This window comes from Microcoleus sp. A2-C3 (assembly GCF_036706065.1).
In the GTDB taxonomy this organism is placed as follows: domain Bacteria; phylum Cyanobacteriota; class Cyanobacteriia; order Cyanobacteriales; family Microcoleaceae; genus Microcoleus.
The window spans coordinates 157,689-172,309 of record NZ_JAUBVX010000003.1; the positions used below are offsets into that span (position 1 = coordinate 157,689).

Consider the following 14,621-nt stretch of genomic DNA (forward strand, 5'->3'; position numbering starts at 1 on the left):
GACAGGTGTAGGTTTTTTACAACTAGGAGGAGTTACAAGTATAGAAGGCATCTACAGGAGTGTGAGGGAAGGAACTCCAACGCTCAAGATGAATGGTTCGATTGTTGAGTAAATTAGCCATCAGAGTCACAAAGCCGAGAAGAAAGCAAGACAAATGACGCTGTTTTTTAAGGCCCATCGGCTGATTTAAAGCAATGTGTCCAGGGGGAAGTTGTTGAAAATTTGAGGCTAGTGATTGATTTTCGTGAGTGCCACCAAGAATCACCATCCATAAAGTGGCAATAGCCAGCACTAACCACATTCGTTCGGCTCGTTGTGGAGCGAGTAAACGGGTATTATGCCATTGCCAGCCATCAGATTTGAGATCGCGGTAAACACATTCGGTACAAGAACGTAGTCCATACCAAAGAACGTTTGCTTCTTCCGGTTTGAAGTCTGTCAGAACCAACCACGGGTCTTTGTAATCTAGATCCCAACGAGCTAGGAGTGTACAAGACAGAGGATTAGTTTTAAAACACACGACTTCGGCAGACCATGATTGTCCACCTTGACGAACCAGATGTGCCAGTGGCTGCCATGTCTGTTGAGATGGCAGGCGATAAGTTCCTTGGTGGTTGATACGTAGAAATGGATGCCAGCCCACACTTTCAATTAATTGATAAAGCCAATCAGCATACAATCCTCGGTCAGCCGCAACTATCACCCTAAAGTTAGCGGGAATCACACCTTGAACTTGAGAAATCAGTTTTTGCCAATGGGGTTTCCAACTTCCAGGCTCTGTGGCTCTGACAATAGACCAAGCTACGGGAATTCCCGACCCACCCAATAAGATGTTCATCGACAGAACTGTAAATTTATCCCCGATGCTAGTGGCATCCAATGCCAAGGCAATGTCCTCAACATTTTTGGGTAGTAAACTCAGAACCCACAACAGTAATGGAGCAAAACAACTACTCACATTCAACTCACGACGATGAAATCCTTTTTTAGCTGGGGCTTCTTGATACCATTCTTTTAATCGCTGACGAACTGTATTCGGCTTTTCTCCATTGAGCTGGGCAATCAAATGCGAAACTTGGGTTAAGCTGCTAGATCTGGTCATGACTACACCGAAGCTCCAAGTCGCTAAGCCAATCGCTTGAGGTATGGACAGGTGAGGCATTTGTTTTGACACGATACATGACCAATCCTTGAGATGCTTATTTTTCAGCATTGAGGTTTTTCCCGCAGCCACGTGTTTCGTTTAATCACCCTTATTTTCGCCTGGTTTAATTGACTTTATACTACCCCTTCGTAAAAAACCTACACCTGTCAGCCCCTGCCCCCCCTTGCTAAGGGGGGGAGTAAGAGTGCTTATTTTTTCAGGGCTAAGGGAGGATTCTTGAGTATTTAGCCCCCCCTTAGCAAGGGGGAGTTGGGGGGGGTTTGCGCTTATTTTTTCAGAGCTAAGGGAGGATTTTTGAGTATTTAGCCCCCCCTTAGCAAGGGGGGGTTGGGGGGGGTTTGCGGATTGCAAAATTTGCTGGTAAAGCCCTAATAACTGGCCTGCTTTTTGCTGATTTCTCAAAATGCGATCGCGAATAGTTTTCAAATGTTCAGGCTCATCCTGAGACTCCCAATTCTCCACAATCCGCAACTGCACCACCTCTTCAACCGATCGCAAATTTCCCAATGCAGATTCCTCAAGCACCAACTTGCACAGCTTTTGCGTTAAAAAAGGTTGTCCGCCCGTCCAATCTAAGATTTGGGCGATCCTCTGCGAGGGCTTCGCTAACGCACTTTCAGCATCACCAACTTGTCCCCGCCAACCATCAATCAAAGGCTGCACTTCATCAATTTTAAAACCGCCTAAATTTATCGCCTTACCAATATTAAAAGGAGTTTGAGTTTTATCAGCAATCAAATCCGCCGGTGTCGCCACCCCCAACAGCGCAAAAGTCAAACGCCGGTATAAAAAATTGTCAACTCTTTGATTGTAAAACCAGCGAATCAGAGCAAAAAACTCATCCGTAGAAAAATTCATGCTCAAAACGCGATCGATCTCGTCAACAAAAATAACAATATTTGATTCTATCTCAACTAAAACAACTTCCTCAATAAACAAACTAAACCGCTGTAGAGGCGAAAACAAATCCCGGCGATCGCGCCACCAACTCCGCCAATTAACTTTATTGCCTAGCTGACAGCTACTAACTAAAGAATTAACAATACCAGCATACCATTTTTCCGCAGTTACATCCTCCTTACCAATCCCAGTTAAATCGATAAAAGCGCAAACAGTACCTTCAGCTTGCAATCTTTGCATAGCCCGCACCCGCAAACTAGACTTACCCATTTGCCGGGAATTCAAAACGTAACAAAACTCACCAGCCTTCAAACATTCATAAAAGTCCAAGTCTGCTTGCCGCGTCACGTAACTAGACGCATCTGCTGGGAGACTCCCGCCAATCTGATATTCATAACCAAGTGGAGATTCTTTAATCATTGCTTGCACCTCAATCTAGACTCGATTGTACGATCGCTTACCTGACTGTGTAGCGATTTATTAAAAAACCTGACTTTTGCTGATTTTGCTGATGCTCGATCGGGCTACACCTGATTTTTTCCTATAAATTCAGAGCCGAAAGCTATTTATCAGTTCCTATAATACCTGATTTTATCACCATTGCCGTTCAAGAGTTTTAGCAAGAAACTGATAACAAGAAGTGAAAGATGCAGTTAAAAACACGAAATTCACGAGAAGCCCCACGTCTTGCCCGAAGGGAAGTGTGGGATGAATCGCGGGTCAACGGAGGTACGGAGTTGACCAAATCAACTAATCGCTAGGTCGATCTTGATTCTCAATATAATGCTGTAGAGCATTTTCTCCCCTGTCTAGCTTTCGCAGGAATGAAACCTTCTGCCTTCTGCCTCTTTCAAAACATTTCTCGTTTCGACACCACTAATTCACTCAAGGATAGTTACATGATTGACGATTTTAGTTTGCCGCCCACAGTTATTAGAGTTTTAATCGTTGGCGATAAAAACGCACAGTCCACAATCGATTTTGGCGATGGCGATTTTGGTTTATCAGAATTAATTAAAGCTCTTGAAATTAATTCTGTCAATCTCGGATTGTATGTGGATTTCAAGATAACAAAAGTTCATCGGGCTACAGGTACTGATAATGATAAGACGGATTTTCGGTTCAATAGCCTAGAAATGTTCAATCCCAAAGATTATGATGAAATCTGGTTTTTTGGAATGTCCCGATTTGTAGACCCCGTAAAAGAGCCAAAAAAATTTGAAAATTCATTATCTTTGAAGGATGACGAATTGAAAATTATTTCTCAGTTTATGGATAATGGCGGAGGAGTTTTTGCCACAGGAGATCACCAAGATATAGGAAATGGACTATGCGCCCGTATACCTCGCGTCAGAAGTATGCGTAAATGGTATTTCCCCAAAGAGGGGCTATATGGAGAACCTGTAGCTCCACCAGTTGGAGTTCCAGGAATGGAGGAAAATCAAGATCAAGGTCAAGATTCGTCTAAAAGACATGACACCTTGAGGGAAGGAAACGATTCCGGATATCAATTTGATGACCAATCGGATGATATTCCCCAGCAAATTATTCCCAAAATGTACTCAACTATATTTTGGACTAAAGAGGGGATTTTCAAAAAACGCTATCCTCATCCTTTGCTCTCCAAATCTCGTGGTGTAATCAACGTTCTTCCGGATCATATGCACGAGGGAGAATGCTATGTTGATGAGGATTTAACGAAAACTTTTCCCTTTGATGGATACACCATAACCGAGTATCCTATTTTGCCAAAGACTGGTAAACCCCTAAAACCAGAAGTGATTGCGGAAGCAATAGTTATTGGAGGTCACAAGGATGAATACTCCAGTCTGCCAACAAAAGCCAAAATTTTTGGTGTCTTAGGAGCTTATGACGGACATAAAGTTAATGTCGGAAGAGTTGCGGTGGATGCAACTTGGCATCACTTCATTAACATCAATGTCATCGGCGAGACTCCTCATAACCAAGATGACATAAAGCATCAAGGCTTCAATGCTTCTGATAAAGGCAAAAAAGTTTACAACGATATCAAAACCTACTGGCGAAATATTGGTGTTTGGCTGGCTCCTAAAAAAATCCAAAAATCAATACTTGCAACAGCCTTATGGGGAATACGTTGGAGTTATCCGCTAGTAGAGGAATTGTCGTCCAGAACAGTTCAAGAAGGCTTGAGTCGTGAGGGAATATTATACCTGGGTCGTGTAGCACGATATTCCTTGAATAATATTTCTTCTGAAGAGCAAGTAATTCAGTGGCTAATTCCTTCCCTTACTGAAATAGAGGATATCGTCTCTCCTTGGTGGGGTAATTCAGAGTCAGCTCCTGATTTAGTTTTTGATGTGATTGTCAACTCGGTACTTGGAGGTATGATTTTATCAATTGCCAAAGAGTTTCCAGAACGCAGTCAAGAAAATAAACTGAGAGCTGAAAGAGAGTTGAACCGAGTTTTAGATTCTGGAGTTTATTTAGGAATTAAAGCTGCTCAAGAAACATTACGAATCTCAGTCAGGCAAATAGAAAGCATCAGTTCTCAGATTGAAAAATTTGCAGAAGTTAAACAGGAGAATTCTCGGCAATAGCTATTGATTAGTTTAAGGAGCAAGCAAGTTAAATTTATTTGCTCCTTGCCAAGAATGGTCAATAGCTACTAAATATACAGATGCGTTTGCAATCAAAATAAATTACAGTCAACTAAGAAGGCTAGAAACAGATGACGAAACTATCCCCTTTTAATCCCACTTCTAAAGATTTACCGAAAGATAGCGGAATCTGTAAATTAAACAAATTCGCGCTCTTTGAAGGACCAGACATTACAGATATCACGGACAAGCCAGATCCAGGTTGTCCCGAAGCCATTGATAAGCTCGAAAAGTACAATCAGCAACTCAAAGATGAGGGCAAGAAGCCCCTTAACGCCCACTTCTACTTCCTCAGTGAAATTGAAGATTTGATTGGTGGCTGCCAAAATCTTCCTTGCTTCCTCAAAGCAATAGCAAACACCAAATACAGCAACGCGACACTAATTATCGATAAGGTTTGCCACCTCTCTGAACCACTGATAATTCCCTCTCGGTTTACTCTTGCAGGCGTTGGCATCGACGGAGAAGGTAAACTCGAATTCGATAATCTTCCTGACGGTGTTTCTGCGATCTGCTTGGATAAAGCTGCTACCAATATCACTATCCGCGATCTGGCGATTGGGCGTGTCGGTGGTGGAGTCAATATCGGTATTGATGTCTCGCGCGCCAACAAAGTCTTTATCCGGGACGTGATTGTCACAGGCTTCTTTGCAGGAATCTATGGCAGTCGTCCTGGTTGGTTGGCTTTATCGGTATATGTTGACCGTAGCAGCATCTTTGGAAACGATTACAACATTGTGATGCACAGAAACGCTTTCCACTGGAGGATTCGCGACTGCATCCTGAATCAGGCTAAGTGTTGGGGTCTCCTGATCTTTGGCAAAGATAACGACCCTGTACCACCACCTGAGAACAATATGGGATGGGGAAACGATTATTTGATATCCGGTTGTCGCTTTGAGGGAAGTGGAATTGGTGGTGCCTTGCTGGGGTCGCACGCGGCGATGTTGATGAACAATCGGTTCGAGCAGAACGGCGGTGTTGGCGGTGTCGGCGTGAAGATTCAGCCATCGGCGACAGGAACTCGGATGGTGTCCAACGTTATTAGCGGCAACCAGGTGCTTGACACATCGAAAAAATCTGAAACGCAGCGGTGGGGAGACATTGAAACAGCGTGATGGCCAGCGTGTCGATCGCTCTGGACTGTCAAAACAAGAGGAATTATTCTTTCATTCCTCATGAGCGAATGCCTACGGCGCGCTACGTGCTTGTGTCCAGCACTATCACTATAGCTTTGCGCGATCGCCTTTTCAGTTGACAAAAAACTGAGGGCGATTCCTTTGTCTTTTATTGACGCTATCTGTTGGATACTCTCGCATCGGACGCCAGCACCCAAATCTAGACTTGATTGTACGATCGCAAACCTGACGATGTAGAGATTTACCAAAAAACCTGACTTTTGCTGATTTTAATGATGCTTTGTCAGGGTGCACCTGATTTTTTCCTATAAATTCAAAGCCTGAAGTTATTTGTCAGTTCCTATAATACCTGATTTTATCACCATTGCCGTTCAAGAGTTTTAGCGAGAAACTGATAACAGGAAGCGAGAAGGGCAGCAAAAAAATATAAATAGCAACCATTACTTCCTAAATAAACCAATTAGTTTGAAATACAAAGGAGCAACTGAAATGGCAAATATCAACGGTACTCAATTCAATGACAACAATACTGTCAACGGGGACAATAAGTTGCACAAATCATTAGTGGGAACCGATTCGGAATGGCAGCAAAGTCCGAACGGGCTAGTATTAACGCTTGGCAATGATGTAATCCACGGCCTGGAAGGCAAGGATATCATTTACGGTCGTGGAGGGAGCGATCGCTTATACGGCGACAGCGGTAATGATATCATTTACGGCGGTGATGGCAGCAACAGTGGCAACAACTTCAATAACAGCGACTATCTGGATGGCGGCAGTGGCAACGACAACCTGTACGGCGAGACTGGCAGCGACCAATTGTACGGCGGCAGTGGCAACGACTATCTGGATGGCGGCAGTGGCAACGACGACCTGTGGGGCGAGGCTGGCAATGACATTCTTACTGGCGGTGCTGGCAATGATTACCTTAACGGTTTCAGCAACGGCACCGAATTTGACACCCTCACAGGCGGCGCTAACGCGGACACTTTCGTGCTGGGCGCGCAATCCTACTACAATTTCTACACCGGAGATGGTTTCGGCCTAATTACAGACTTTAACTCATTAGAAGGCGATAAAATCGCACTCTTTGAGACTCTAGATAAATACACTGTGGTGTCTGGAGACTTCGGGTATGGCAACGCTGCTCTAGATACTAAGATATTGTTCGGAAATGATGTAATTGGTGTGTTGCAAGACACCACCAATGTCACAGCGACGGACTTCATCCTTGGCGATCCGTTTCCTGGCTAAGCCGATCGCCCTCTGCCTGGTTAAACTTAGCCGTATTATTTGACGGCGTTACAAAAGTTATGGCAGAGGGAATAAATCAAGTTTTAACGATTCAAAACAATGTAGTAGCGATCGTACAGGTTGCTCAATCTCTACGTCCTAATTTTGAACAACAATGAGTAACAGAAATGGCAATTATTAATGGCACTAACTTCAACGACAACGGTATCGATAAACCCAAGTTAATTGGAACTAATGCAGATGATTCAATCTTTGGCTATACAGGAAATGACATATTGTCGGGTATTGGTGGAGATGACAAGCTGTACGGCGCTTCTGGTAGCGATGAGCTGTATGGTGGCGCTGGTAATGATTATTTAGATGGTGGGTTTGACAACGACGTTCTCGATGGTGGCTCTGGTAATGACACTTTATATGGTGGCGCTGGCTACGACTATCTAGTTGGTGGCTTTGGCAACGACGTTCTCGATGGTGGCAATTTAGATGATGCTCTACTTGGTGGTACGGGCAGCGATAGTCTCTTCGGCGACAGCGGTAACGATCAACTTACTGGTTACGGCTTTGGGCAAAATGAATTCGACATCCTCACAGGTGGCATTGGAAAAGACACCTTCGTGTTGGGTGACATAAATAGTGTTTACCACCTCGGAAATGGCTACGCCACAATTACGGACTTTAGCTTAATTCAAAGCGACAAAATCCAAATTAAAAGCCTTCTAACAGACGGTTACTCGCTTGGGCTTGGCAACTGGGAAGGTAGCAATGCCCAAGACACGGGAATCTTCTACAAGGGTGATTTAATTGGTGTTGTGCAAGACCAAAACATTACTAATCTCAACCCAAATCAGGTGTTTATTTCTGCATCTAGTCCGCTCTAATACCTGATTTTATTACCCAACAACATTACTTGGAGAATCATCATGAATAACAACATTCAAAACCAAAAAATCTCAGTTGTACGGCCTGTAAGATCTATCGTCCTTGCCACCTTGATGGCAGTATCTTTTTCCTCTGCAATGGCAATTTTAGGTAACACTTCTCAAGTTTTTGCCAACCCTTTAAAATCACAACAGGTTAATCATCTTCAAATTAATGAAGTAATTACTTCCCCATCTTCGATTGTCGGCAACTGGAAAGGGAATCTTTCTCATCGAGGTGATGATGCCTTAACCTCTGTTGAAATGGTTATTAAACAGGGAGCAAACCAGCAAGGAACATGGAAATTTATAGGAGAAAATAATACTCCTTTTGAAAGTGGTGCAGTAGTTGCCTCTGTAGGTGCTAATAGTGCAACTTTGGAATTCAAGCAAAAAGACAAAAAACCTAGTTGGTTTTTCAAATGCAAACTTCCCAACAATACCCAGCTTTCTTGCGAAAAGGTTGGCAATACAAATTGGAATCTCACTTTGAAAAAAAATTAGCTTGACTCGCGAGAAGCCCTACGTCTCACCGGAAGGTGAGCGTGTTTTCTTTAACCTAAAACACGGCAGAAATACTCGCGGTACAAATTGCAGCGCGGCATCACATAATTGTTTTGCCGCCCCACAATTCCCATGCTGTGCAACTTATAAATTTGCATTGAATCCAATTCAACTGCTTCCGGGGAATTTACAACTTTTTTCAAAGCTAAAGCTAATTCGGGATTTTGTTGCAGAATTTCTAAATGCCTCCGCAAATGATTGCTGTAGATTCCCGATTCTGAGGCAGCATTTTCTAATAGCTGATTTAATGAGATTTTCCCACAACTAACCTCATACATTGCTAATCTTACTAAATAAGGATGTCCGCCGATCGCACAAATCAACTCCCGCAATTGCCCCTCATGCCAATCCAAGCCATGCAAACGAGCTAAATCATAAATTTGCTGGCTCTCAAACTCCAGCAGTTCCACGGGGACTCCCGCATTAAACGGAGATTGATTCATATCCAAAGGAATATAAACCTCCGTAGAATGCGCCATTACCAACCGTAAATTTTTCCAGATATCAGAAATTTTGGCTTTTTCGTGCCAGCTTCGCAGCATCCCCAGAAAATCTTCAACTACTTCTGTGTAGGGAAATATGCGATCGACTTCATCCAATCCCAACACTAGAGGAGTTGCTATTTCTGCCAGCAAATACTCTTCAAAGTATACAGTACAGTTATCGTTGCTGCCTAAAATATCCGTATCCCAATACTCGTTTAACTTATTTTCTAACTTTAACTGCCGGCTTACCATCAAGCACATCCAGCGCAGAAATTTATCAAGATTTGTTAAAATTCCTCGGTCGGCGGCGCTCAAATCCAAATAAACTGCGTGATAATTTTCCTTGACAGCGCTAGCTAAAATCCGGTTCATCAGTGAAGTTTTACCCATCATCTCCGGGGCCTTAATCCGAATCAGAGAACCGGGTTTTACAACCGTTTCCTCGCAGAGAGAGTCGATGCTGGAACGCTCTATATAAAAAGGTGAATCTAAGGCTACTGAACCTTCGGGAAATTGCAAATTTGCGGCCGTCGGTAATGTTGGCGAGGGCAGGTTTCTGTGCAGAGATTGACTTGGTTCTGCTTCATAAGCTCTCCTCAGCGCTTCTTTGAAGTTTTTCTTAGTAATTCTTTCTCCCAAAGCTTCTGAAAACTTGTGCCACAATTTGTTACCGACATCTTTGTTGAGGTATTCAGCACTGTAGCCGTAGGTTTTGGCAATTTCATCGTAACTTTTGCCCTCCCAAGAACCTTGAAGGACTTTCATTTCGATATCGCTGAGATATTTGCCGGTGTTTTGAGCAAAAATGCGATCGGCTGATTCTTTGGTTTTGCTCCAAGAGAATTCTAATTCTGATTTCATGGGATCGCCCGTGAGTACGTATATACGTAAGTATGCAGACTATTGCGAGAGATATATTGTTCCTGAATGGAAAAATTTATGATTCGGCGGTTGAAACCGCGTCTACACAAACAAAGTCTGCCTCCGCAGACTAAAGAATAAATGGGTATTTAAGCCGGGTTTGGGATGACCCTGACTTTTCCCTATTTTAACTGATTTAAGCTGAGTTTTTACTGTCAATCAGGTTGAAATACCTGATTTTATTCCCCTGGTCTGTTTTATTATTAGAAAATAAGCTGGTTTTGAAGCAAGTTGATTGTCGATCGCAATTACAGAAATCCGATCGCACTAACCAAAGCCGAACCTCGCAAACACCAGGGTATCAGGAGAAAAATCATGGCTGCTACCATTACCGTTAATAGCACAGATGACTTGAATACCAGGAATGCCGTCATCTCCCTCAGAGAGGCAATTCTGATTGCCAATGGTACTCTGAATTTTGCTGCTTTGACAGTGGCAGAACAAGCGCAAATTAACGGCACTGTCGGTACTGGTGCCGATCGCGACACGATCGCCTTTAATATCGGGGCGATCGGTTCTCAGCAATTAATTCAGCCTTTATCCGCACTGCCGACGATCTCCGATCGAGTTGTCGTCGATGGTTGGAGTCAAGGCGGCGCGGGCTATAACGGTTTGCCACTGGTGGAACTCAGCGGCAACCTCGCTGGAATAGGGATTGCCGGACTTGCTATCACTGCTGGGAACAGTACCGTGCAAGGTTTAGCGATCAACAGATTTATTAGCTTGGAAGGCATCCGCTTGCAAACCAATGGCGGCAACGAGATCCTCAGCAACCACATCGGCACGGATCTAACGGGTACGGTCGATCGGGGCAACGCCCGAGGGATCTTGATTGATGGCGTTCCAGATAATCGGATCGAGAACAACTTAATCTCTGGCAACAACAATTCTGATTTCGGGTTTGGCATCGATATTTCCGGTATCGCTGCGCGCAACAACCAAGTAATCGGCAACCGTATTGGCACTGATATTACGGGTACTGTTGCGATCGGCAACGCCAGTGGCATCAGCATTCGCAATGCGCCTGAAAACTTGATTCAGGACAACCTGATTTCTGGCAATGTGGGCATCGGTGGCGGAATTTTGATTAACGGCCCAACTGCCAATCAAAATCGAGTTGTCGGCAACCTCATCGGCACTGACATCACGGGTAATGTAGCGCTAGGAAACACTATCTATGGCATCGCTATTGGCAGCGCTTCTAACAATATTATCGGCGGCACAACGCCTCAAGAACGCAATATCATTTCTGGCAGTCAGACTGCGGGTATTTTTTTTGCATTTGCGCCCACAGTTTTAAACGAACCTTCAGGCGGTGTACCTGCGACAAACCGAGTGATCGGCAACTATATCGGCACAAATATCAGCGGTACTGCCGCTTTGGGAAATCCGGTCGGTGTCGTAATCGCTGCTGGCGAAAGCAACATTATCGGTGGCACGACACCGCAAGAAGGCAATGTCATTTCCGGCAATCAAATGGGCGTCTATTTCCTTAGCGAGGTGACAATTCGCAACCGCGTTATCGGCAATTATATCGGCACGCAAGCTGACGGCAGCACTCCTTTACCCAATACTTTGTACAGCAACGTCGTAGCTTTAGATGCTGGTGTGAATAACCGCATCGGCGGTACCGCAGCAGGGGAAGGCAACACGATCGCATTTAGCGGTAGCAGTGGCATTCAAGTAACCGGTGGCAACGGCGTAGCAATTTTAGGCAATTCTATCTTTTCTAATAATGGTTTAGGCATCGATCTCGATAATGATGCCGATCCCCTAACTAGCGACGGCGTTACCCCAAACGAATTGGGAGACGGAGATACAGGCGGCAACGGCTTGCAAAATTTTCCTATTTTAAACTCGGCAACTGCTAGCAACGGCAACATTACTATTAGCGGCACTCTCAACAGCATTGCCAATACAACTTTCCGCGTCGAATTTTTTGACAATACTGTTTTAGATCCCAGCGGTTACGGCGAAGGAAAAACTTACCTCAACTTTGTTAATGTCACGACTGATGCTGCTGGAAATGCTAATTTTACATCGCCGGTGTTAACTGCAACAGGGGCGATTGTGACTAATGCTATTAACTTAACAACTAACGATACTTCCGAATTTTCTCAACCTTCCCCCGGCTTACTGCAATTGAGCAACCCCGCTTACACGGTGAATGAAAACGGTACAGTTGTAGGTGCAGCAATTACTGTCGATCGCATTGCTGGTAACAAAGGTGCAGTTGGCGCAACGCTGACGCTGGCGGATGGTACTGCTGTTGCTGCTGACTACACCAATACGCCGATCGCGATTAACTTTGCCGCTGGCGATACCACACCAAAAATTGTGACTATTCCGATCGCTGATGATGCGATCGATGAAGCTGACGAAACGGTTAATTTATCTCTGACTAATCCTACTGGAAATGCTACGGTGGGCGATCGATATAACAATGCAGTTTTGACGATCGCAGATAATGACAATCCTCCAACTATCAGCATCGCCCCCGCCACGATTAACCAAGCTGAAGGCGATACAGGAACAACCGCCTACAACTATACAGTTAGCCTCTCAAATGCTTCTGGTTTGCCCGTTACGGTTAACTACAAGACAGATGACGGTACTGCTACTACGGCAGATCTCGACTACGAAGATAATGACGGTAATCTCATCTTTAATCCAGGAGAAGCGCTAACAAAGGCGATCGTTGTACTTGCTAAGGGCGACGGCAAAATCGAGGTGGATGAAACTTTCAGCGTTACCCTCAATAATGCTACCAACGGCGCGATCGATCCCGTCGCCAACCAAAGTACGGACATCATTGTCAATGATGATAATGCCCCAACTCCGACACCAATTCCAACACCAACACCAACTCCGATTCCGACACCAACTCCGACGGAAACGCCGATTCCGACACCAACTCCGATTCCGACACCAACTCCGATTCCGACAGAAACGCCAACACCAACTCCGACACCGATTCCGACACCAACGCCGATTCCGACACCAACGCCAACAGAAACGCCAACAGAAACGCCAACACCAACGCCAACTCCGACACCAATTTCAACACCAACTCCGGCAGAAATTCCGACAGAAACGCCAACACCAACTCCGACACCGATTCCGACACCGATTCCGACACCAACGCCAACACCAATTCCGGCAGAAACGCCAACGCCAACACCAATTCCGGCACCAATTCCGACACCGATTCCGACACCGATTCCGACACCGATTCCCATAAAAACGCCAACGCCAACTCCGACACCGATTCCGACACCGATTCCCATAAAAACGCCAACGCCAACTCCGACACCGATTCCGACACCAACGCCAACTCCGACAGAAATTACGACACCGATTCCGACACCAACGCCAACTCCGACAGAAATTCCGACAGAAATTCCGACAGAAGATTGCCTTTGTAACTCTCTATCCCTCCCAAATCTCAACCAACCCAATCCGATAGAAAAGGTAGTTGTAAATAGTACCGATGGAATCCTCACAGATACTGCTAGCAATGAGAGATTCGACGGTAGCAACAGCGAGGACTATTTCCAGGCTGGAGAAGGTAACGACAATCTGTTTGGTGGCGAAGGAAATGATTTTTGTAACGGTAACGAAGGCAACGACTTTATCTCTGGTGGAACGGGAGATGACTGGCTTTTTGGTGGCAAGAATCAAGACATTATTCTTGGCAATGAAGGAGGAGATACATTATTAGGAAATCGAGGAGAAGATTCACTCAATGGCAGAGAAGATAGCGACTTCATTAATGGCAACGAAGACTCCGATTTCTTGGATGGGGGCAAAGGAAACGATTTCTTATTGGGAGGTAAGGATCGAGATTTAATTTTAGGCAGTGAAGGCAACGATACTCTGTTGGGAAATGTAGGTGATGATACAGCCTGTGGTGGCGGTGGTAACGATTACTTGCGGGGCGATGAAAATAACGACTTACTGGGTGGATGTGAAGGAAATGATACGATTTTCGGAGGGGAAGACAATGATACCATATTTGGGGGATCGGGAGACGACTTTTTAAGTGGCGATTTGGGAGATGATTTTTTAATTGGAGGAAGTGGGAGGGATGTTTTTCTGCTTTGGGCTGATTCAGGCATGGATATCATTCGAGATTTTGAACCCGGAAAAGATGCGATCGCCCTTACTAGAGGTTTGACTTCCTCTGAACTTGCAATTACTCAAGCCAATAGCAACACCTTAATCCGCTTGACAGCAACAGGTCAAATTTTAGCCACTCTCAATAACCTATCTGTTGCTCAAATCAATTTTACAGAGTTTAACTAACCTAATTTATTCGCTCTCAATTCTTGAAATGCACTGCGTTAATCCGTGTTGCATCTGCCTTACATCTGCGGTTGACTTATCAATCAAAGATTTGCGGACTACGGATTCAACGCATTTTTTTACATCAATGCAGCCTGACTTTTCCCTATTTTGATATTGAACTCCCTGATTTATTCCTACCCAAAATTACCAAAAACCTTTTTTAGTCATTTAAACACCTGATTTTATTCCCATTGTCGCTTGCTTGACGAAAGGAGAAACTAGAGACATCAAGCAAGTTAGTTGAGTCTTTCTCACCCTTGCACTAATTAGACAAAAACAAGGAGCCACAA

The 14,621-nt window shown here is 44.5% G+C and carries 9 protein-coding genes; 6 read left to right on the forward strand and 3 right to left on the reverse strand.

All coding sequences use genetic code 11. The annotated features are described in order from the left end of the window. Positions 1–22 precede the first annotated feature (22 nt). Entirely contained in the window at positions 23–1,102 is a 1,080-nt protein-coding gene (locus QUB66_RS03530; RefSeq protein WP_332971202.1) for a transposase, read from the reverse strand. Positions 1,103–1,243: 141 nt separating this feature from the next. Next, positions 1,244–2,485, reverse strand: a complete 1,242-nt coding sequence (locus tag QUB66_RS03535) for an AAA-like domain-containing protein (RefSeq protein ID WP_332965885.1) — start codon at positions 2,483–2,485, stop codon at positions 1,244–1,246. A 404-nt stretch (positions 2,486–2,889) separates the two neighbouring features. Between QUB66_RS03535 and QUB66_RS03540 the strand changes: the two genes are divergently transcribed. From QUB66_RS03540 to QUB66_RS03560, 5 genes are all read left to right on the forward strand, one after another. Further along, positions 2,890–4,644, forward strand: coding sequence for a hypothetical protein (locus QUB66_RS03540; RefSeq protein ID WP_265235083.1), 1,755 nt, complete (start codon positions 2,890–2,892; stop codon positions 4,642–4,644). Positions 4,645–4,775: 131 nt separating this feature from the next. Continuing rightward, positions 4,776–5,822 (forward strand): hypothetical protein, encoded by a 1,047-nt coding sequence (locus tag QUB66_RS03545; protein ID WP_265235082.1) that lies wholly within the window; start codon positions 4,776–4,778, stop codon positions 5,820–5,822. A gap of 510 nt (positions 5,823–6,332) precedes the next feature. Then, a complete protein-coding gene (locus tag QUB66_RS03550) occupies positions 6,333–7,097 on the forward strand; it encodes a calcium-binding protein (RefSeq protein ID WP_265235081.1) in 765 nt (254 codons plus the stop codon). Positions 7,098–7,264: 167 nt separating this feature from the next. Beyond that, positions 7,265–7,975 (forward strand): calcium-binding protein, encoded by a 711-nt coding sequence (locus QUB66_RS03555; RefSeq protein WP_332965882.1) that lies wholly within the window; start codon positions 7,265–7,267, stop codon positions 7,973–7,975. A 42-nt stretch (positions 7,976–8,017) separates the two neighbouring features. After that, positions 8,018–8,518, forward strand: coding sequence for a hypothetical protein (locus QUB66_RS03560; protein WP_332965881.1), 501 nt, complete (start codon positions 8,018–8,020; stop codon positions 8,516–8,518). 50 nt (positions 8,519–8,568) lie between these two features. On the opposite strand, the gene QUB66_RS03565 is transcribed toward QUB66_RS03560, so the two are convergent. After that, positions 8,569–9,924 carry an AAA-like domain-containing protein gene (locus QUB66_RS03565; protein WP_332965880.1) on the reverse strand — a complete coding sequence of 452 codons (1,356 nt, stop codon included), beginning with the start codon at positions 9,922–9,924 and terminating at the stop codon, positions 8,569–8,571. Between the two features lie 375 nt (positions 9,925–10,299). Between QUB66_RS03565 and QUB66_RS03570 the strand changes: the two genes are divergently transcribed. Continuing rightward, positions 10,300–14,289: a Calx-beta domain-containing protein gene (locus QUB66_RS03570; RefSeq protein WP_332965878.1), complete on the forward strand. Its 3,990-nt coding sequence runs from the start codon at positions 10,300–10,302 to the stop codon at positions 14,287–14,289. Positions 14,290–14,621: the final 332 nt, after the last annotated feature.